The organism is Cryptosporangium arvum DSM 44712, assembly GCF_000585375.1.
Taxonomy (GTDB): domain Bacteria; phylum Actinomycetota; class Actinomycetes; order Mycobacteriales; family Cryptosporangiaceae; genus Cryptosporangium; species Cryptosporangium arvum.
In genome coordinates this window covers 7,832,699-7,852,056 of sequence record NZ_KK073874.1, presented here as the reverse complement: position 1 = coordinate 7,852,056, position 19,358 = coordinate 7,832,699, and the positions used below count along the sequence as shown (strand labels likewise).

Here is a 19,358-nt window from a genome sequence, read left to right as displayed (position 1 = left end):
CCGAGCCTACGTGCCCCCTGGGCCACCTGGCCGGGAGGACATCATCCGTTCGGTTAAGTGCGATTAGCCCGGAAAGGTAAAAGATCGCCATTTAGCGTCCGCGATTGACATAAAAGCGACTCAAGCTCCCCAAAAGCACTTTTTGTCTGATTAGCTCCGTTCTGCCGCAACATCACAGGGAGGCACTGATCATGACAACCACTATTCGTCGCACTGCGGTCATGCTGGCCGGTTTGACCCTCGCCACGGGCGCCGTTCTCGGCGCCGCGAACCCGGCGGCGGCGGAAGCCAGCAAGGCCGCTCCGTCGAACCAGGCGCAGCACCAGCAGGGCGCTCGCGGCCACGGTTGGGGCGGCTGGGACGACGACGACTGGGACTTCCGCGGCGTCTACAACAGCCGCTGGTCGTGCGAGCGCGCCGGTCGCTGGCAGACCCGCTGGGACCGGGACGACGACTACATCTGCGTGCGCAGCAACCAGTGGCGTCGGGGCTGGGACCGCAGCAACCGCTGGGGCAACTGGGGCAACGACTGGGACCGCTGGGGTCACCGGTACGGCGTCTGGGCGCTCTACGTCGAGGACTGATCTGATCTGAGCCCGGTCGGGTGGCGGCCCGATCGGCTCGGATCGGCGAGCCCCGGTCACCCCACGAGGGTGACCGGGGCTTCACCTGTCCCGGCCTGCCTACCATGGGGTCATGACTTCGACCGTCAAGCGCGTCCTGCTCGCCAAACCCCGGGGCTACTGCGCCGGCGTCGACCGGGCGGTCGTCACGGTGGAAAAGGCGCTCGACCTCTACGGTGCGCCCGTTTACGTCCGTAAGCAGATCGTGCACAACCGGCACGTCGTCGCCGAGCTGGAGAAGCGCGGCGCGATTTTTGTCGAAGAAACCGAAGAGGTGCCGGAAGGCGCGACGGTGATCTTCTCGGCGCACGGGGTGGCGCCGGTCGTGCACCAGGAAGCGGCGGCCCGCGGCTTGAAGTCGATCGACGCCACCTGCCCGCTGGTGACCAAGGTCCACCACGAGGCGCGTCGGTTCGCCGCCGCCGACTACGACATCCTGCTGATCGGCCACGAGGGTCACGAGGAGGTCATCGGAACCAGCGGCGAGGCCCCCGACCACGTCCACCTGGTCGACGGGCCGGACGACGTGGCCAATGTCACTGTGCGTGACGAGTCGAAGGTGGTCTGGCTGTCGCAGACGACGCTGAGCGTCGACGAGACGATGGCGACCGTCGACAGCCTGAAGATGCGGTTCCCCGGGCTGGAGTCGCCGCCGAGCGACGACATCTGCTACGCGACGTCCAACCGGCAGCAGGCCGTGAAGGACATCGCCGCGCAGTGCGAGCTCGTCCTGGTGGTCGGGTCGACGAACTCGTCGAACTCGGTGCGGCTGGTCGAGGTGGCCAAGCAGGCCGGCGCGAACGACGCCCGGCTCGTCGACTTCGCCCACCAGATCGACGAGGCCTGGCTCGACGGTGTCACGACGGTCGGCCTCACGTCCGGCGCCTCGGTACCGGAGGAGCTCGTCGAGCAGGTGCTGGCCTGGCTGGCCGAGCGCGGCTACGGCGAGGTCGACGAGGTGCTGTCGGCGCAGGAGCGGCTGGCGTTCTCCCTCCCGCAGGAACTCCGCCGCGATCTGAAAGCCGCCGGGCTGCCGACGTCGTGAGGGTCTGTCGGGAACCTATCGGCGCGCCTAGTCTCGAATAATTCCGTTTTGCGCGGATCCTGTCCGCATGTCGCTAAGTTCGTTCCTTGCTGACCGCTCGGTGGGCCAGAAGCTCTCCGCGTTGGGTCTGCTCGCGGTCGTCGGTGCGGTCGGCGTCGGGGTGGCCGGTGTGCACGGCCTGTCCGAGGCGCACGACTCGGCCGAGCGGGTGCTGGCGGCGAACGTGCTGACCAGGGCCACGCTCCAGGCGGACATGGACCACGACGCGATCCGCGGCGACGTGCTGCTCGCGCTCGTCGACCCCCAGGCGAACCTCTCCGAGGTCCGGGGCGAGTTCGCCGACCACTCGGCCGAGCTGAAAAAGCTGGTCGAGCAGGTCCGCGACGCCGGGGTCTCGCCCGCGGTCACGGCAGCGGCCGAGAGCTCGCTCGCGGCCATCGACACCTACGTCGCCCGGGCCCGTGCCCTGATCGACGCCGCGGCGACCGACCCGGTGGCGGCCCGGACCCAGCTGCCGACGTTCAACCAGGCGTTCACCGCGGTCGAGGAGGCCCTGCCGGTCGTCGCCGACGGCGTCGAAGCGCAGGCCGACCGGGACGCCGCCCAGGTGGACGCCGCCCGCAGCGACGCGCTGCTCGCGATCGTGCTGACGAACGTGCTGCTCGGGTTCGTGGTGCTGGCGGTGGCGGCTGCCCTGATCCGGTCGATGGTCACGCGGCTCGGCTCGCTCGAGCACGTCGTCGTCGGGATGGCCGGCGGCGACCTGTCCCGGCGGTCGGGCCTGACCGGACGTGACGAACTCGGCCGGCTCGGCACCGAGTTCGACCGGGCGATGGACAGCCTGAACGGCATGGTCGCCGCGATCGGCGCCTCGGCCCAGCGGCTGTCGGCGTCCTCCTCCGACCTGGCCACCGTCGGTGAGCAGATCAGCGGGAGCGCGTCCGGGGCCGCGTCGACCGCCGGTTCGGTCGCGCACCGGGCCGAAGAGGTGTCCACGCACGTCCAGGCGGTGTCGGCCGGCTCGGAGCAGATGGGTGCCTCGATCTCGGAGATCGCCCAGAACGCGGCCAGGGCCGCCGACGTGGCGTCCTCGGCGGTGCGCAACGCGTCCGACGCCCGCGACACGGTCGAGCGCCTCGGCACGTCGTCCGCCCAGGTCGGCGAGGTCGTCCGGGTGATCACCTCGATCGCCGAGCAGACCAACCTGCTGGCGCTGAACGCCACGATCGAGGCCGCCAGGGCCGGTGACCTCGGCAAGGGCTTCGCGGTCGTGGCCGGTGAGGTCAAGGACCTGGCTCAGGAGACCGCGCGGGCCACCGACGACATCGCACAACGCGTCGCGGCGATCCAGGCCGACACCGAGGGGGCCGTCGCCGCGATCGCCGCGATCGCCGACGTCATCCATCAGATCAACGAGTTCCAGACGACGATCGCGGCCGCGGTCGAGGAGCAGAGCGCGACCGTGACCGAGATGAACCGCAGCGTCACCGAGGCCGCGAGCGGGACGATGAGCATCGCCTCGACGATCCGCGGCGTCGCCGACACGGCCGAGTCGATAAGCAACCAGGCGGCGGGTTCCCGCTCGTCGGCCGGAGAGCTGGCCGGCATGGCGGCCGATCTGCAGGGGCTGATCTCCGGGTTCCGGCGGTAGCCGGGAAGGTCACCCCGGCGGCACCAGCTCCGGGGCCTGCAGCGCCCGCGGCACGGCGTCCACCTGTCGTGGCGGCGCGATGTCGCTCGTCGCCACCTGCAGGTCGGTGAACCGCCGGGCGGTCACCAGCACGCGCGCCTCCAGCGAACCGACCGCGTCGTTGTAGCGCGCGACCGCCGCGCCCAGCGCGGTACCGAGCTTGTCGACGTGACCCCCCATCGTGGACAGCCGCTGGTAGAGATCGCGCCCCAGCGCGTGCACCGCCGCCGCGTTCTCGGCCAGCGCCTCCTGCCGCCACGTGTACGCGATCGTGCGCAGCAGCGCGACGAGCGTCGACGGCGTCGCGACGACGATGTTGCGGCTGAACGCGTGCTCGAGCAGGTTCGGCTCCCGCTGCAGCGCGGCGTCCAGGAACGTGTCGGCCGGTACGAACAGCACGACGAACTCGGGCGTCGGCTCGAACCGCTGCCAGTAGGACTTCGCCGAGAGCTGCTCGACGTGCATGCGCAGGTGCCGGGCGTGCGCCTCCATCCGGGAGTTGCGCGCCTGCTCGTCGCGAGCCTCCATCGCCTCCAGGTAGGCGGCGAACGGCACTTTCGCGTCCACGACGACGTTCTTCCCGCCGGCGAGCGTCACCACGAGGTCGGGCCGCAGGATGCCGTCCTCGGTGTTGGAGACCGCCTGCTCGACGAAGTCGCAGTGCTCGACCATGCCGGCCACCTCGACGATCCGGCGCAGCTGGTGCTCGCCCCAGCGTCCGCGGACCTGGGGCGCCTTCAGCGCCGACACCAGCTGCCCGGTCTCGACCCGGAGCTTCTCGCCGGTCTGCTGCATCGCGTTGACCTGCTCACGCAGCGCCGCGTGCGCGACGGCCCGGTCCTTCTCCAGCTCGACGACGGTGTGCTCGACGTTCGCGATGCTCTCCCGGATCGGACCGACGAGCTGGGAGAACGCGGTGTTGTTGCGCTCGATCGCCTCCGTGGTCACCGACCGCAGCGCGTGCTCCAGCCGGTCCTCGTTGGCCTTCGACGCCTCGATCGTCGCGCGGAGCCCGGCGGTGTCGGCCGCGTTCCGGGCCAGGGCGGCGAACCAGCCCGCGGCGACCCCGGCGGAAAGACAGACCAGCGCGACGACGATCAGTCCGATGAGGGTGGAGGTGGACATGAGCGAATCGTGACCCATCGGCTCGGCGGTGCCACGTCGGCACGCCCTCGCCGCGCACAGTTTCTCGGTCAAACGTCCGATAAATGCCGTTAAGAAGTCTTCGTCCGTCAGAGCTTGACGGGGGCACCACGCCGCAGGCGTGTCGGGGGACACCCAACGGCGGGTCGGACATCGGGCGCGGGGGAGGCGTCGTGATCGAGCGAGTTCTTGACGAAACGTTGGCGGACGTGATCCGACAACGACTAGGTGAATGCAGCCCGGCGGAACGGAAGGTCGCCCGGGTGCTGCTGGCCGACTATCCGGCCGCGGGGTTCGAGACCGTCGCGCGGCTGGCGCTGCGGGCCGGGGTCAGTGGTCCGACCGTGGTCCGGTTCGCGACCCGGCTGGGGTTCCAGGGGTTCCCGGACTTCCAGCGCGGCCTGCGTACCGAGACCACCGCGGTCGGTCAGTCGCCGACCGCCCGGGACGCGGCGCTGCTCGCGTCGGTGGACGACGCGACTCAGGCGATGGTCCGCACGGTGGCCGGGCTTCCGCCCTACGACGTGCGGGAGGCGGTCGAGCTGCTCGCCGACCGCAGGCGGCAGATCTACGTCGTCGGCGGGTCGTTGCTCGCCGGGTACCTGCACCAGCTGCTGGCCACCGTGCGCCCCGGCGTGCACGTGGTCGGCGCACCGCCGGTGGCGACGATCGCCGACCTCACGTCGCGCGACGTGCTCGTGGTGTTCGACCTGCCACCGTACGAACCGGTGGTGACCGCGCTGGCCCGGTACGCCGCGAAACAGCACGCGAAGGTCGTGCTGTTCACCGCGGCCGGGTTGTCGCCGGCCGCGGCGCACGCCGAGGTGGTGCTGCCCAGCGAGGCTTCGCCCCGGGCGCTGACCCCGGCGGTCGCGCTGGTCGAGGCGATCGCCGGACGCGTGCTGGAACGGCTGGGTCTGGAGGGCGCCCACCGGATGGAGCAGGCCGAGGCCCTGGCCGGTGACTTAACGACCGGATAGCTCACGAAGCGCCGCGTACCGGCCGCCGGCCGCCAGCAGCTCGGCCGGCGGTCCGTCCTCGACGATCCGGCCGGCGTCCAGCACGAGCACCCGGTCGGCGATCTCCACCGTCGAGAGGCGGTGGGCGATGATCACCGCCGTGCGGTCGGCGAGCAGCGTCCGGAGCGCGCGCTGCACGGCCCGCTCGCTCGGGATGTCCAGCGACGAGGTCGCCTCGTCCAGGATCAGGACGTCCGGGTCGGCCAGCACCGCGCGGGAGAACGCGATCAGCTGCCGCTGCCCGGCGGAGAGCCGCGATCCCCGCTGCCCGACGGGGGTCGCGAACCCGAGCGGCAGCTCGCGGATCATCCGGTCCGCCCCGACCTGTTCGCTCGCGGCCTCGATCTGCTCCGGGCTCGCGTCGGGGCGTCCGAACCGGATGTTGTCCGCGACCGTTCCGCCGAACAGGAAATTCTCCTGGGTCACGGTCACGATGGCCGCGCGCAGCGCGTCCTCGTCCACGTCGGTCAAGTCGACGCCGTCCAGGCGCACGCTTCCGATCGGCGGGTCGTAGAACCGGCCGATCAGGCGGGCGATCGTCGTCTTGCCCGCCCCGGTCGCGCCGAGCAGGGCCACGGTCTGCCCCGCCGGGATCGTCAGGTCGAGCTCGGGCAGGATCGTGCGTCCCTCGCGGTAGCCGAACGTGACGTGCTCGAGCGCGATCGAGCGACCCCGCCCGGCCCGGACCGGCAGCGGCACCGGCTCGGCCGGAGGCGCGACGTCGGGCTCCTCCTCCAGCACGCCGGAGATCTTCTCCAGCGCCGCGGTCGCCGCCTGCAGGCTGTTGTAGAACATCGACAGCTGCATCATCGGGTCGAAGAACCGGCGGACGTACAGCAGGATCGCCGTGAGCACCCCCACCTGGAGCTGCCCGTGCACGGCCAGCCAGCCCCCGGCGGCCAGGATCACCGCGGTCGCGCCGGTCGACACCCCGAACACGCCCGGCGCGAACACCGCCATCAGCCGGAGCACCTTCGCGTCGGCCGCGGCCAGGTCGCCGGCGAGCCGGCCGAACAGCACGTTGTTCCGCGGCTCGCGGCGGAACGCCTGCACCGCGCGGATGCCGCCGAGCGTCTCGACGATGTGGACGATCACCGACGCGACGGCCTCGCGGGTCCGCCGGTACGCGGGCCCCGACTCCGCGCGGAACCACCGGATGATCAACCACAGGAACGGGAACGCGAGCAGCGCCAGCAGCCCCATCCGCCAGTCCAGCACGAGCAGGATGACGCCGATCACCAGCACGTTCAGGGTCTGGATGACCAGGTCGTCGAGGCTGCCGTCGAGCATGTCGGCGAGCGAGTCCACGTCCGAGGTCAGGCGGGAGATCACCCGGCCGGAGGTGTAGCGCTCGTGGAAGGCGGGGGAGAGGCGCTGGAGGTGCGCGAACGCGCGTCGCCGCAGGTCGAAGAGGATGCCGTTGGTGATGCGGGCGCTGTAGCGGAGATACACGTGCCGGGTCACCGACTCGACGACGGTGGCGGCGACGAGCGCGGCCGCCACCGTGAGGACGACGCTGCTCTCGCCGTGGTCGATCAGCGGCGGGAGACCCGCGTCGATGCCGACGCTGATCAGGTACGGGCCGGCCAGGCCGCTGACGTTCTGGACGACCAGCAGCAGCGACGCGACGCCGATCGGCTTGCGGTACGGGCGGATCAGGCTTCTCAGCAGGGCCCGGCTCCGGCGGCGCAGCCGGAGGCCGGCGTCGTCCGGGACGTCGTCGACCTGCTCGGCGGCTACGCCGTGCCAGTCGGTGGTCATCGCGGTACTTCCTGTGGGGTCGCGTCGAGCACGTCCCGGTAGGCGGGGACGGTGGCCAGCAGTTCCTCGTGGGTGCCGACGGCCGCGATCGTGCCGCCGGCCAGCAGCGCGACCCGGTCGGCGAGCACGACGGTGGACGGGCGGTGCACGACCAGGAGCGCGGTGGTGCCTTTCAGGACCGTGCGCAACGCCCTCTCCACGAGCGCTTCGGTCTCGACGTCGAGGGCCGAGAGCGGGTCGTCGAGCACGAGCACGCGGGGCCGGCCCACGACCGCCCGGGCGAGCGCCAGCCGCTGCCGCTGCCCACCGGAGAGCGAGAGTCCTTTCTCGCCGATCCGGGTGTCGAGGCCCCACGGCAGGTCGTAGGCGAACTCGGCCTGCGCGATGCGCAGCGCGGCCGCCACTTCCTCGTCGGTCGCGTCCGGGCGGCCGAGCGTGATGTTCTCGCGCACGCTCGCCGAGAACAGCGTCGGGTCCTCGAACGCGGCGCTGACGTGCGTGCGCAGCGTCTCCAGCGGCAGGTCGCGGATGTCGACGCCGTCGAGCGTGATGCGGCCGCCGGACACGTCGTGGAGCCGGTCGACGAGCAGCGTCAACGTCGTCTTCCCGGACCCGGACACGCCGGCCAGCGCGAGCGTCTCGCCAGGGAGTATCTCCAGGTCGACGTGCCGGAGGACGGGGTCCTTCTCGGTCGGGTACCGGAACGTGACGTCCTCGAACCGGAGGTGGCCCCGTGCTTCGATGCTCCGTGTCTGGGCCCGGTCGACGATCTCGGGCTCCGCGTCCAGGATCTCGTAGACGCGCTGCGCCGCGGTCGCCGCCTGCTGGGCCTCGCCGAGCAGCCAGCCGAGCGAGTCCAGCGGCCAGATCGCGAACGTCAGCAGGCCGACGAACGCCACCAGCTCCCCGACGGTCATGGCTCCGTTCGCCACCGCGTAGGCACCGCCGAGCAGCGTCACGCCGAGCAGGACCCCGGGCACGGCCTCGATCGCCGGCCAGTAGCGGGCGATCACCATGCCCTGCGCGAGCCCGGTGCGTTTCACCTGCTCGGCGGCCTCGGCGAACTTCCCGTTCAGGTACCGGTGCCGGCCGAACGCGCGGATCGTGCGGAACCCGAGCACCGACTCCTCCACCAGGCTGGTCAGGTCGCCCACCTGGTCCTGCAGCCGCCGGGACAGCGGGATGTAGCTCCGGCTCAGCCCGTACGTCAGCACCATCACCGGAAGCACACCGGCGGTGACCAGCAGCCCCAGCGGCCAGTAGATCGAGACCAGCACGATCGAGACACCGAGGTAGGTGACGGTCTGCAGCACGATGAAGACCGACCCGAACGCCAGGAAACTCCCGACGGCCCGCAGGTCGGACGTGGCCCGGGAGAGCAACTGCCCGCTCTGCCACCGCTCGTGGAAACTCAGCGGGAGCCGCTGGAGGCGCGCGTAGAGATCGGTACGCAACGCGGTCTCGATCCCCACCGAGCCGGTCGCGTGCGCCCGCCGTCCGATGTAGTCACACACCTGGACGAGCAGCGCGGCGACGATCGCCAGCCCGGCGAGCACCAGAAGCCCGTCGGTGGTGCGGTGCCGGACCGGACCGTCGATCAGCCGCTGGGTGAGCAGCGGACCGACGATCTGCAGGGCCTGAGCGGCGGCGGAGGAGAAGAGCAGGACGAGGAGCCGAGGCGCGTGCGGACGCGCGTAGGTACGCAGACGCAGCAACGTCCGCAGCGGCCCCGGCGCGGCCTGTTCCCCCATGGTCAACGACGATAAGTCGCCCTGCGGTCGCAGCCCGCATGATTTTTCGTCGTCTCGTCGGCAGCCCGCCGCGCAGAGCGTGCCTACATCTTGAAGGCAGTGGCTTTGTGGTAGGGGAACAGAATGCCCGCTTCCGGTGCGCCTTGACCGCGCCGAAGTTACTAGTCCTGAACAAGTGGCGTCTTTGGCGGCGCAACGCAGCGGGATGCCGAGATCGCGCGATCAAGTGAACGCACTGCTCGCGGCACGTCTGGATTCGTCAGGTAAAAGCTTTTGCCGAAAACTCGACGAGTACTACCTGCGCCACCTCTACGTCGGCGTTCTGCTGGCGAAGAGAGCGCCCGTCGTAGCGGTGACCGAACGCCGCAGGCACGAGAACGCGAACCTCTCGCTGTCGACGTACGGCCACCTCAGCCCCGAGGATCGGACCCGCCGCGCGGCCGACGAAGCGTGGGGTAGCGCCCTAGTGCAAACGCGAGCCAGCCTGACCAGCAAGACCTCAGACGTTGAACCTGAACTCCACCACGTCGCCGTCCTGCATCACGTAGTCCTTGCCCTCCATGCGTACCCGCCCGCGGCTCCGGGCCTCCTGCATCGAGCCGGCCGCCGTCAGGTCCTCGAACGAGACGACCTCGGCCTTGATGAAGCCCCGCTGGAAGTCCGAGTGGATCACCCCGGCCGCCTCGGGAGCGGTCGCGCCGGTCGGGATCGTCCAGGCGCGGGCTTCCTTCGGACCGGCCGTGAGGTAGGTCTGCAGGCCGAGCGTGCGGAAACCGACCCGGATCAGCTGGTTCAGGCCCGGCTCGTCCTGGCCGACGGACTCCAGCAGCTCGCGCGCCTCGTCCTCGGGCAGGTCGATGAGCTCGGACTCGATCTTCGCGTCCAGGAACACGGCCTCGGCCGGCGCCACGAGAGCCCGCAGCTCGTCCAGGAACGCCGCGTTGCCCAGCTCGTCCTCGTCGACGTTGAAGACGTAGAGGAACGGCTTGACGGTCAGCAGGCTGAGTTCGCGGAGGGGTTCGATGTCGACCCCCGCCGCGTACAGGGTGGTGCCACCGTCCAGCACGGCGGACGCCGCCCGCGCGGCCTCCAGGACCGGAACCCGGTCCTTCTTCATCCGGGCTTCCTTCTCCAGCCGCGGAATCGCCTTCTCCAGCGTCTGCAGGTCGGCGAGGATCAACTCGGTGTTGATCGTCTCCATGTCGTCGGCCGGGCTGACCTTGCCGTCCACGTGGACGACGTTCGGGTCGCTGAACGCGCGGATGACCTGGCAGATCGCGCTGGCCTCGCGGATGTTCGCGAGGAAGGCGTTACCGCGGCCCTGGCCGGTGGACGCGCCCCGCACCAGGCCCGCGATGTCGACGAAGCTCACCGCGGCCGGGACGATCTTCTGCGAGTCGAAGATCGTGGCGAGCGCGTTCAACCGCTCGTCGGGCACGCCCACCACCCCGACGTTGGGTTCGATCGTCGCGAACGGGTAGTTCGCGGCGAGAACGTCGTTCTTGGTCAGGGCGTTGAAGAGGGTCGACTTGCCGACGTTCGGCAGACCGACGATACCCAGCGTAAGGCTCACGCCGACCAAGGTTACGCGTCGGCGTACGGCCGGACCTCCCGGGCGTCGTGCAGCGCCTGACCCCACCACACCAACTGGTCCAGCAGAGCCTTCGCGGCGGCGGACGGAACGTCGGCGTCCACCAGCACACCGTCCGCCCCGAAACGCTCCCAGTGCCGGTCGAAACTGACCGACTCGCGCACCGTGGCCGCGTGCAACTCGGCGAACACGAGCCGCAGCTGCTCGATCGCGCGCAGACCACCGCCGTGCCCGCCGTAGGAGACGAACCCGATCGGTTTGGCCTGCCACTCGGTGAAGTGCCAGTCGATCAGATGCTTCAGCGACGCCGGGAAGCTGTGGTTGTACTCCGGCGTGACGACGACGAACGCGTCCGCCGCCGCGAGCCGCGCCGCCAGCGCCTGCAACGAGGCCGGCCGGGTCGACACGTCGGTCAACACGGTGATGTCCGGCGGCAACGCCCGGGGTAGCTCGACGTCCGCCACGTCCAGCACGTCGACGTCGAAGTGGCCGTGTTCCTGTGCTCGCGCGCGGAACCACTCGGCGACCCGCAGGCCGAAACGGCCTTCCCGCACGCTTCCCACGATGATGACGAGTTTCATGGCCCTCACCCTGGGCGAAGTCGCGGGCCGCAGAAACACCGCGCGAAGGCTAGCCCTCGCAGGGCGACGATAAGGACGGGTACCGCTACTAGCCTCGAACCATGAGCGAGCTCGGCGATTTCCTGCGATCCCGGCGCGAGGGGTTGCCGCCCGAGAAGGCCGGACTTCCGCGGGGATCCCGCCGGCGCACTCCCGGGCTCCGTCGCGGTGAACTCGCCACGCTCGCCGGGGTGAGCGTCGAGTACCTCGCCCGCCTCGAACAGGGCCGGGACCGTCACCCGTCGGCGCAGGTCATCGGTGCGCTCGCGGACGCGCTACAGCTCTCGGACGCCGACCGGCTGCACCTGCGCAGCATCGCGAAGGCCCAGGACGGCGTGGCGTGCCTGATCGTCGAACCACCGGCCACCGAGGTCAGCCGGGCGGTAAGGATGGTGCTCGACCGGCTCGAGCCCTCGCCTGCGGTGGTGCTCAACCGGATCAGCGACGTCCTCGCGTTCACCGAGGGGTTCCGGTTGCTCGCCGAGCCGATCGGCCTGCTGGAGACCGGCAACCTGGCCCGCTACGTCTTCACCGATCCGCGGGCGCGCGACGTCTACCCGGAGTGGGACGCGGTCGCGGACCTGCGCGGCGCCGACCTGCCGCACGCCTCAGACCCATACGTGACCGACGATCTCGCCCGGAGCTCCGCCGCGCCGCCGACCGGCGAGCGGCGGGAGGTCCTGCGCCACCCGGACGTCGGCGAGCTGCGGCTGCGCCCCGAGACGATGGTCTTCCCGGACGCCGGCGACCTGCGCCTGGTGCTCTACCTGCCACACGACGACGACACCTCCGAACGATTGGACCGCCTGGTCAGGACCGGTCCGCGGGTGGTGGGAACGGTGCGCCTGGACACCTCGGCGAGCGGGGTCAGCGACGCCGCGCCGCGCGCCCTCGTCCCGACCCGCAGCCGGATCGCCAGCCAGCGCACGACCAGGCCGTAAGCCACCACGAAGACGACGTTCGCCGCGGTCTCCTGACCGAAAGTCACCACGGTGCTGACGACGTGGAACGCGATCGCGGCCTCGAGGCCACCGGTCCGCACCGTCAGCCACCCGGCCACGACGCCGATCACCGCGTACGTCCACGAGCCGTGGACCAGCGCGAACAGCACCGCCTGCAGGCCCACCGCGGGCCACGGCGACGTCAGGTGCGCCCCGATCGACTGCAGGAGCCAGCCGCGGAACAGGTACTCCTCGGCCGCGGCCTGCACCGGCACCAGCGCGACGGCGACCATCACCATCGGCACGAACGTGGTCCATCCCGGCCACGTGAACGAGTACACGGCCGCCGGCACGGCCACCAGCGCGCAGATGCCGAGCCAGCGCATCCGCAGCTGCCCCTGGACCGACGAGAGCGTCCCCGGTCTCCGCTCCTGCGCCCACCGAACCGCGAGGAACGTGAGCGGGAGCAGCAGGGCGGCGGGGGCGAGATCGAGCGCGTAGCGAGCGGCCGGGTTCACGTCCGGGGTTCTCAGGCCGAGCACCACGAGCGTATAGACGGCTGCTACCAGCGCGAACGCGACGAGCGTCGGCCGCAGGCGGTTAGCGGTCGCCGCGGCGAGGCGGTGGTAGGGGATCAAGGGCGTGGCATAGATCAGCATGACTTCAGCGTCGGGCCGGCTCTGGTCCATCTCGTCGGCTGCGAGCAGGAAAACGGCCTCTACCGAGAGATAGAGCCCTTAGGGTTCGAGTCGATGAGAAACTGGACGCTGCCGGTCGCGCTGGGCGTGCTGCAGTTGTTCTATTGGCCGCGCCACCTGATCCCACACCCCGACGAGTACGTCGGCGTGCTGGCGGTCGTCGTCGTCACGGTGGCGCTGGGCTGGCGTCGGCGGCGCCCGCTGATCGCGTTCGCCGGGGTGATCGCCGGACTCACCGCCGGGCAGCTGACCACACCGGCGGAGTCGCTCCCCGTGGTGCAGATCTTCGACATGATCGCGCTGTACTCGGTGGTCGTCCGCGAGGCCAGGCGCGTCTGGGTGATCACGCTCGGCCTCCTCTGCGTCTGGCAGGCGGCGATCGCGACAGCGGTCTGGGACAGCGCCCGCCCGGTACGTGGCCGAGACCGGGTTGATGGTGCTGAGCTACCTGCTGGTGGCGGGCGGCGGCGTGGCGCGCCACCAGTGGCTGGCCGGGCGGCGGGCGGCGGCCGACGCGTTGCAGCAGGCGCAGGTCGCGCACCTGGAGGCGGGTGCGGGTGAGCGGCGTCGGCTCTCCGAGGAGCTGCACGACGTCAGCGCCCACCACCTCACCTCGATCGTCGTCACGATGAACGCCGCGAGCCGGGTGAAAGCGCTGGAGGCCGAGAGCCTCCGGATGGCCGGCGAGACCGGTCGCGCCGCCCAGGAGGAACTGCGCCGCCTCCTGGCCGACGGCGACGCTCCGGCCGAGGCGCCGCTGCGCGAGCGGCTGGCCGAACTCGCCGACGCGTTCACCCGGCTCGGCCAGCACGTCACGGTCGAACTGTCGGCGCTGGACTCCCTGACCGCGCCGGTCGCCGAGCTCGTGCACGCGATCGTGCGGGAAGCGCTGACGAACACCGTGCGGTACGCACCCGGCGCCACGGTCCGCGTCCGTCTCCTGCTCGACGTCGGGCGGCTGCACGTCGTGGTCGAGAACGACGCCGGCGCGGGCCCCGGCGAGCGGCTCGGCTCCGGACGCGGCCTCGGTGGCCTGCGACGACGGGCGCACCTGCTCGGCGGAGTCCTGACCGCCGGCCCGATCGAAGGGGGCGGCTGGCGCGTGGTGGCAACCGTGTCGACCACGGCCAAGGTCCGGAGTCGCTGGGTGCCCGAACTGATCGACGTCACCACGACGGCGCTGCTGCTCGCGATGCCGCTGGGCCTGGCGCTCATCCCGGACGAGTCGGCGCCGCTGGACGGCCGTACCTGGCTGTTGCTGGCGGCCGTGACGCCCCTGCACACGCTGCCGCTGCTGTACCGGCGCCGGACCCCGTGGGCCGCGTGGGCGGCGGTGTTCGCGACGGTCGCGCTGTGGCCGATCTGGATGTTCAACGCCGGCGGGGCCGCCGCCCAGGGACGGCTCGACCTGATCATGTTCGCCGTCGGCACGGAGTTCGTCGCGGTCTACGCGGTGGGTGCGCACGCCCGGCACAAGTGGGCGAGCCTTCTGGTGGCGCCGGCCACCGGCGCGATCACCGGGCTGCTGGCCACGATCGGCGTGGCGGTGTACGAGAGCGAAGAGCTGAAGTCCGCGCTCGGATACCTCGTGATCTTCGTGTCCATCGCGGCCGCGATCACCGCCGTCGCCGCGGTGCCCTGGGCCGTCGGGTTCGCGGTGCGATTGCGGCGTGACCGGATCGTCGGCCGGGAGGACGGCGCCGTCACGGCCGCGGTGTCGGCGGCCGAGCGGGAAGCGCGGGCGGAGCGCTCCCGGCTCGTCGGCGGCCTGCGCGAGCAGGTGCTGCGGCAGACCGACCGGGTCGTTCTCGCAGCCGACCGGGGTGATCCGGACGAGGTGCTGGCCGCTGCGCGGGCCGCGCTGGCGGCCATGCGCGAGCTGCTCACCGCGCTCGATCCGGCACCAGCGCGGGTTCTGGTGTGATCCGCGCGGGCTCGGGAGGCGTCGACTCGGGACGCGTCGACTCGACCCGCATCCGCTTCGCCAGCCAGTGCACCGCGACCGCGTAACCGACGAACACCACGCTGTCGACTACGGCCAGCTGCCAGCCGGAGTCCGCCGCGGTCTCGTCGATCGTCAGCCCGCCGACCGCGCTGACCGCGATCCCGAACGCCAGGACGTTGTTCACGGCGTGGGCCGCGATGCCGGCCTCCAGCCCGCCGGTCCGGATCGCCAGCCACCCCGCGACCCCGCCGAACACCATCAGATCGACGAAGCCCCAGCCCGTTCCGATGCCGTGCAGCAGCGTGAACACGAGCGCCTGGACGCCGATCGCGATCCAGCGCAGCCCGACGAACGCGGCGACCGACTGCAGGATCCAGCCGCGGCACAGGTACTCCTCGGCGGCCGCCTGCACCGGCACCAGCGCGAGCACGACGAGCAGCGCCGGGGCGAACGTGGCCCAGCCGGCGAACCGGTACTCCTCGCCACCGTCCGGGCCGACCACCGCCAGCAGCGCCAGCGACAGCACCGACGTCCCGATGGCGAGCAGGCCGCAGAGCAGCATCCACCGCCAGCGCAACCGCCCCAGCACCGACGAGAGCGTGCCGGGGCGGCGCCCCTGGGTCACCCGGGCGACGAGCAGGACGATCGGCAGCATCACGGCCACCGCACCGATGCCCAGCGCGAACTCGGCCAGCGGCCCGACGTCGGAGCCGACGCCGGGGATCAGGAGCACCAACGCTCCGGCGGCGACGACCACCAGGTAGGCGATCGGCGCCAGCACGAAGCCGAGCAGGGTCTTCCACCAGCGGTTCGTCGGTGTCCGGGCGAGCCGGTGGTAGGGGGTCATGGTTCCAGGGTCGGCACGGCGGGAGCCGGGCGCATCGGCTGTGCGCAGGATCCCCGTCTCTACCGAGCGATAGAGACCTGACAGATCTTGTCGGACCGACCCCCTAAGGTCGATGCCGATGAAGACGGTGATCCTGCCCCTGGTGCTCGCCGCCACCCAGCTGGTGTGGTGGCCGGGCGGCTGGGTGCCCGGTGCGCCCGAGCACGGCGATCCGCTGTCGGCCGGCATCACCGTGCTCGCGACGCTCCTCGGCGCGGCCGCCCTGTGCCTGCGGCGCACCCGGCCGGTGGCCTCGCTGGTGGGGGCGGCCGCCGCGATCACGGTCGCGGTCCTGGCCAGCCCGTACGACGGTGTGCTGACGTTGGCGCTGGCCGATCTCGTCGCGCTGTACTCGGTGGCTGCCTGGCGGCCGCGGCACACCTGGGTGATCGCGCTGGTGTCGCTGGTGGTGTGGCAGGCCGCCGTCGGCGCACTCGAGTTCGGCGTCACCAGCGAGGGCATCGCCGAGTACGGGTTCATGGTGGTCGCGTACGTGGTCGTCGCGGGCGGCGGGGTCGCGCGCCAGCAGTGGAGGGCCGGTCGGCAGGCCGCCGCCGACGCACTGCGCCAGGCCCGCACCGCCCACCGCGAGGCCGGCTCGGGCGAACGTCAGCGCCTCTCGGCCGAGCTGCACGACGTCAGCGCGCACCATCTGACATCGATCGTCGTCTCGGTGAACGCGGCCGTCCGGTTGCGCCGCAGCCGTCCGGAGCTGCTCGCCGAGAGCCTCACCGCGGCCGCCACCACCGGCCGGAAGGCCCTCGCCGAGCTGCGCGCGCTGCTCGGCGGCTCCGGCCCCGCCCCCACCGGCCCGCACCTCTCCGATCGCCTGGCCGAGCTGAGCGACGCGTTCACCCGCCTCGGGCAGCACGTCACGCTCGAGGCACCCGACCCGGGGCCGCTCCCGCTGCCGGTCACCGAGGCCGCCCACGCGGTCGTCCGCGAGGCGCTCACGAACACCCTGCGCTACGCACCCGGTGGCACGGTCCGCGTCCGGCTCGCCCTCACCACCAACCCCGCGTCCGACGTCGGGCAGCTGGCCGTCGTCGTCGACAACGACCTCGTCGCCGGCGGCAACGTGGTGCGCCTCGGCTCGGGGCGCGGCCTCGCCGGCCTGCGGCGGCGGGTCACCGCGCTCGGCGGCACCCTCACCGCGGGCCCGGCCGGCGACGACGGCTGGCAGGTGAGCGCCACCGTCCCGGCCACCGCACCGGCGAGGAACCGCTCCGAGCGTTGGTGGGCCGCGCACCGCACACCGCTCATCGACGTCGGCATCGTCGCGGTGCTGCTCGCGTTCTCGATCGCCGGTCTCTACATCCCCGACGAGGACAACTGGACGGTCCATCCGGTCCCGCTCGGCATCTGGCCGCTGTTCCTGCTGATCGCGCACGGCGCACCGCTGCTGGTCCGGAGCCGCGCGCCCTGGGTGGCCTGGGCCGGCGTGTTCGCCACCGCCGGGCTGTGGCCGCTCTGGCTCACCCCCGACGGGATGACCGACGACCTCGCGTCCGCGCTGATCTTCGCGATCGGCGCCGAGGCGGTGGCCGTCTACACGGTCGGTGCCCACGCTCGCCACCAGGGGCTGAGCCTGGCCGTGCTGCCGGCCTCGGCCGCCGTGCTCGGGGCGATGTCCATCGCCGTGCGGGTGAAGGACGCCGCCGACGCCGGCCGAGCGATCGACCCGGCGCCCACGGTGTTCCTCGGCCTGCTGACGGGGGCGGCGGTGACGGCTCTGCTCGTTCTCGCGTGGGCCGGCGGGTTCGTGGTTCGTCTGCGGCGCGACGGTGTCGTGCGTCGCGAGCACAGCGCGGTCACCGCGGCGGTCGCCGCCGCCGAGAGCGAGGCCAGGGCCGAGCGGGCCCGGCTGGTCGGCGGGTTGCGTGAGCAGGTGCTCCAGCACACCGAGCGGGTCGTGGCCGCCGCCGACGCGGGCAACCCCGACGACGTGGTGGCCGCGGCCCGAGCCGCACTGGCGGCGATGCGTGAGCTGCTCACCGCGCTCGATCCCGCCACCACCGCTGCCACCGCCGAGCCGCTGGGAGCGGCCGAGCCGGCGGGCACCGAGCGTCCCGGTGCGCTGGCGGCGTCGGCATGATCCGGGTGCTGGTGGTCGAGGACCAGCCGGTGCTGCGGGCCGGGTTCGCCGCGATCCTGGACTCGGAGCCCGACATCGCGGTGGTCGGTGAAGCCGGCGACGGTGCCGCGGGCGTCGAGCTGGCGAGGTCGCTCCAGCCCGACGTCATCGTGATGGACATCCGGATGCCGGGCATGGACGGCCTCACCGCCACCCGGTTGCTCACCGATCAGCCCGGCGCGCCCCGGGTCGTCGTGCTGACCACGTTCGATCTCGACTCCTACGTCTACGAGGCGCTCCGGGCCGGAGCGGCCGGTTACCTGCTCAAGGACGCCGAGCCCGAGGAGCTCCTGAACGCGGTGCGGGTGGTGGCCGCCGGCGAGGGCATGCTCGCGCCCACCGTCACCCGCCGGCTGATCGCCACCTTCGCCGAGGGCGGCCCACCGCCCGACCCGGAGGCCGAGTCCATGCTCGCCGGGCTGACCGCCCGCGAACGCGAGGTGTTCGTGCTCCTGGCGTCCGGTCTCTCCAACGCGGAGCTGGCCGAGGAGCTGGGCGTCGGGGTCGGCACCGTGAAGACCCACGTGAACGCGTTGCTGACGAAGCTGGGCGTCCGGGACCGGGTACGCGCGACGATCCTCGCCTACGACCTGGGCATCGTCCGCGCGAAGGGCGGCCGCCCGGCTTGATGGTCGAGTGGGCCGTGGCCGGGGGCGTCACCGTGCTGCTCAAACGCGACGACCTGATCCACCCGGAGCTGCCCGGCAACAAGTACCGCAAGCTGCGGCTGAACCTCGACGCGGCCCGGGCGCAGGGGCATCGCCGCCTGCTGGCGTTCGGCGGCGCGTACTCGAACCTGATCCGCGCGGTGGCGGCGGCCGGGACGCTCTTCGGCTTCGAGACGATCGGCGTGATCCGCGGGGAGGAGCACCGCCCGCTCAACCCGAGCCTGGCCGAAGCGGTCGCGCGCGGGATGCGGCTCACGTACCTCGACCGGGGCACCTATCGCCGGAGCGGAGATCCGGACGTCGTCGCGGCGCTACGGCGCGAATTCGGGGACTTCTACCTGGTGCCGGAGGGCGGCTCCAACGAGCTCGCGGTGCGCGGTTGCCTCGACATCGTCACCGAGATCGACGTGCCGTTCGACGTGATCTGCTGCCCGGTCGGCACCGGCGGCACGCTGGCGGGGATAGCCGGCGGTCTGCGTCCCGGCCAACGAGCGATCGGCTTCTCGGCGCTGAAGGGCGGCGAGTTCCTCGACGCCGAGGTCGAGGCGCTGCAGCGACGCACGTTCGGCCGCCGGGTCGGAGACTGGTCGATCGAGACGCGCTACCACCACCGCGGCTTCGCCAAGTCGACGCCGGCGCTGGAGGCGTTCCTCGACGACTTCGAGGGTGAGCTCGGTTGGCGCCCCGACCCGATCTACGTCGGCAAGATGCTGTTCGGCGTGTCCGCCTTGGCCGAGAGGGGCGAGCTACCCACCGGAACCACGGCCGTGGCGGTCGTCACGGGCTGACGCCGGCCAGCCGCCCTTCGGTGCGGCGCCCTCACTCCACCGATCGTCGGGAACC

General features: G+C 71.8%; 16 protein-coding genes and 1 pseudogene. 10 read left to right on the top strand and 7 right to left on the bottom strand.

The annotated features are described in order from the left end of the window. Positions 1 to 191: 191 nt before the first annotated feature. The 3 genes from CRYAR_RS35745 to CRYAR_RS35735 all read left to right on the top strand — a co-directional run bounded on the left by CRYAR_RS35745 (position 192) and on the right by CRYAR_RS35735 (position 3,319). Positions 192 to 584 (top strand): hypothetical protein, encoded by a 393-nt coding sequence (locus CRYAR_RS35745; RefSeq protein ID WP_157018303.1) that lies wholly within the window; start codon positions 192 to 194, stop codon positions 582 to 584. Between the two features lie 112 nt (positions 585 to 696). Continuing rightward, positions 697 to 1,668, top strand: coding sequence for a 4-hydroxy-3-methylbut-2-enyl diphosphate reductase (locus CRYAR_RS35740; protein ID WP_035857602.1), 972 nt, complete (start codon positions 697 to 699; stop codon positions 1,666 to 1,668). Between the two features lie 67 nt (positions 1,669 to 1,735). Next, entirely contained in the window at positions 1,736 to 3,319 is a 1,584-nt protein-coding gene (locus CRYAR_RS35735) for a methyl-accepting chemotaxis protein (RefSeq protein ID WP_035857600.1), read from the top strand. 9 nt (positions 3,320 to 3,328) lie between these two features. Here CRYAR_RS35735 and CRYAR_RS35730 read toward each other — a convergent pair whose 3' ends face one another. Beyond that, on the bottom strand, positions 3,329 to 4,483 hold the full coding sequence (locus CRYAR_RS35730; protein ID WP_035869154.1) for a DNA recombination protein RmuC: 1,155 nt from the start codon (positions 4,481 to 4,483) through the stop codon (positions 3,329 to 3,331). A gap of 191 nt (positions 4,484 to 4,674) precedes the next feature. Between CRYAR_RS35730 and CRYAR_RS35725 the strand changes: the two genes are divergently transcribed. Next, positions 4,675 to 5,481: a MurR/RpiR family transcriptional regulator gene (locus CRYAR_RS35725; protein ID WP_425389379.1), complete on the top strand. Its 807-nt coding sequence runs from the start codon at positions 4,675 to 4,677 to the stop codon at positions 5,479 to 5,481. Here the strand turns inward: CRYAR_RS35725 and CRYAR_RS35720 are convergent. The 4 genes from CRYAR_RS35720 to CRYAR_RS35705 form a co-directional block, all read right to left on the bottom strand. Then, a complete protein-coding gene (locus CRYAR_RS35720) occupies positions 5,467 to 7,281 on the bottom strand; it encodes an ABC transporter ATP-binding protein (protein WP_035857598.1) in 1,815 nt (604 codons plus the stop codon). The two genes, CRYAR_RS35725 and CRYAR_RS35720, sit on opposite strands and share 15 nt — an antisense overlap. Continuing rightward, entirely contained in the window at positions 7,278 to 9,032 is a 1,755-nt protein-coding gene (locus tag CRYAR_RS35715) for an ABC transporter ATP-binding protein (RefSeq protein ID WP_035857595.1), read from the bottom strand. Before CRYAR_RS35715 ends, CRYAR_RS35720 begins: the two co-directional genes overlap by 4 nt. Positions 9,033 to 9,531: 499 nt before the next feature. After that, a complete protein-coding gene (ychF, locus tag CRYAR_RS35710; RefSeq protein ID WP_035869151.1) occupies positions 9,532 to 10,605 on the bottom strand; it encodes a redox-regulated ATPase YchF in 1,074 nt (357 codons plus the stop codon). 11 nt (positions 10,606 to 10,616) lie between these two features. Beyond that, on the bottom strand, positions 10,617 to 11,204 hold the full coding sequence (locus CRYAR_RS35705; RefSeq protein ID WP_035857593.1) for an NADPH-dependent FMN reductase: 588 nt from the start codon (positions 11,202 to 11,204) through the stop codon (positions 10,617 to 10,619). A 101-nt stretch (positions 11,205 to 11,305) separates the two neighbouring features. On the opposite strand from CRYAR_RS35705, the gene CRYAR_RS35700 reads away from it, so the two are divergent. Continuing rightward, positions 11,306 to 12,184 (top strand): MmyB family transcriptional regulator, encoded by an 879-nt coding sequence (locus CRYAR_RS35700; RefSeq protein ID WP_063725813.1) that lies wholly within the window; start codon positions 11,306 to 11,308, stop codon positions 12,182 to 12,184. A gap of 65 nt (positions 12,185 to 12,249) precedes the next feature. Here the strand turns inward: CRYAR_RS35700 and CRYAR_RS51040 are convergent. Continuing rightward, a pseudogene (locus CRYAR_RS51040) lies at positions 12,250 to 12,477 on the bottom strand (lysostaphin resistance A-like protein); the annotation flags it as partial. A gap of 459 nt (positions 12,478 to 12,936) precedes the next feature. Between CRYAR_RS51040 and CRYAR_RS49915 the strand changes: the two are divergent. Both CRYAR_RS49915 and CRYAR_RS44070 read left to right on the top strand, forming a co-directional pair. Then, positions 12,937 to 13,443 carry a hypothetical protein gene (locus CRYAR_RS49915; RefSeq protein WP_245620574.1) on the top strand — a complete coding sequence of 169 codons (507 nt, stop codon included), beginning with the start codon at positions 12,937 to 12,939 and terminating at the stop codon, positions 13,441 to 13,443. Continuing rightward, the gene (locus CRYAR_RS44070; protein ID WP_245620741.1) at positions 13,337 to 14,806 is read left to right on the top strand and encodes a sensor histidine kinase; all 1,470 of its coding nucleotides are present in this window, start codon (positions 13,337 to 13,339) and stop codon (positions 14,804 to 14,806) included. Before CRYAR_RS49915 ends, CRYAR_RS44070 begins: the two co-directional genes overlap by 107 nt. Here CRYAR_RS44070 and CRYAR_RS48290 read toward each other — a convergent pair. Further along, a complete protein-coding gene (locus CRYAR_RS48290) occupies positions 14,766 to 15,674 on the bottom strand; it encodes a type II CAAX endopeptidase family protein (protein ID WP_051571371.1) in 909 nt (302 codons plus the stop codon). The two genes, CRYAR_RS44070 and CRYAR_RS48290, sit on opposite strands and share 41 nt — an antisense overlap. Before the next feature lie 118 nt (positions 15,675 to 15,792). Between CRYAR_RS48290 and CRYAR_RS35675 the strand changes: the two genes are divergently transcribed. From CRYAR_RS35675 to CRYAR_RS35665, 3 genes are read left to right on the top strand one after another with little or no spacing between them, the layout of a single operon-like run. After that, a complete protein-coding gene (locus CRYAR_RS35675) occupies positions 15,793 to 17,808 on the top strand; it encodes a sensor histidine kinase (RefSeq protein ID WP_169745131.1) in 2,016 nt (671 codons plus the stop codon). Continuing rightward, positions 17,805 to 18,476: a response regulator gene (locus CRYAR_RS35670; RefSeq protein ID WP_035857586.1), complete on the top strand. Its 672-nt coding sequence runs from the start codon at positions 17,805 to 17,807 to the stop codon at positions 18,474 to 18,476. Before CRYAR_RS35675 ends, CRYAR_RS35670 begins: the two co-directional genes overlap by 4 nt. After that, a complete protein-coding gene (locus CRYAR_RS35665; RefSeq protein WP_035857584.1) occupies positions 18,476 to 19,303 on the top strand; it encodes a 1-aminocyclopropane-1-carboxylate deaminase/D-cysteine desulfhydrase in 828 nt (275 codons plus the stop codon). The genes CRYAR_RS35670 and CRYAR_RS35665 overlap by 1 nt, the downstream gene beginning before the upstream one ends. The last annotated feature ends 55 nt before the right edge of the window (positions 19,304 to 19,358 follow it).

Excerpts from the sequence above, each read along its gene's own strand:
- CRYAR_RS35740 (WP_035857602.1), top strand. The coding sequence starts at position 697 with ATGACTTCGACCGTCAAGCGCGTCCTGCTCGCCAAACCCCGGGGCTAC.
- CRYAR_RS35730 (WP_035869154.1), bottom strand. The coding sequence starts at position 4,483 with ATGTCCACCTCCACCCTCATCGGACTGATCGTCGTCGCGCTGGTCTGT.
- CRYAR_RS35670 (WP_035857586.1), top strand. The coding sequence starts at position 17,805 with ATGATCCGGGTGCTGGTGGTCGAGGACCAGCCGGTGCTGCGGGCCGGG.
- CRYAR_RS35735 (WP_035857600.1), top strand. The coding sequence starts at position 1,736 with ATGTCGCTAAGTTCGTTCCTTGCTGACCGCTCGGTGGGCCAGAAGCTC.
- CRYAR_RS35745 (WP_157018303.1), top strand. The coding sequence starts at position 192 with ATGACAACCACTATTCGTCGCACTGCGGTCATGCTGGCCGGTTTGACC.
- CRYAR_RS35705 (WP_035857593.1), bottom strand. The coding sequence starts at position 11,204 with ATGAAACTCGTCATCATCGTGGGAAGCGTGCGGGAAGGCCGTTTCGGC.
- CRYAR_RS35675 (WP_169745131.1), top strand. The coding sequence starts at position 15,793 with ATGAAGACGGTGATCCTGCCCCTGGTGCTCGCCGCCACCCAGCTGGTG.
- CRYAR_RS35720 (WP_035857598.1), bottom strand. The coding sequence starts at position 7,281 with ATGACCACCGACTGGCACGGCGTAGCCGCCGAGCAGGTCGACGACGTC.
- CRYAR_RS35715 (WP_035857595.1), bottom strand. The coding sequence starts at position 9,032 with ATGGGGGAACAGGCCGCGCCGGGGCCGCTGCGGACGTTGCTGCGTCTG.
- CRYAR_RS35700 (WP_063725813.1), top strand. The coding sequence starts at position 11,306 with ATGAGCGAGCTCGGCGATTTCCTGCGATCCCGGCGCGAGGGGTTGCCG.
- CRYAR_RS49915 (WP_245620574.1), top strand. The coding sequence starts at position 12,937 with ATGAGAAACTGGACGCTGCCGGTCGCGCTGGGCGTGCTGCAGTTGTTC.
- CRYAR_RS48290 (WP_051571371.1), bottom strand. The coding sequence starts at position 15,674 with ATGACCCCCTACCACCGGCTCGCCCGGACACCGACGAACCGCTGGTGG.
- CRYAR_RS35665 (WP_035857584.1), top strand. The coding sequence starts at position 18,476 with ATGGTCGAGTGGGCCGTGGCCGGGGGCGTCACCGTGCTGCTCAAACGC.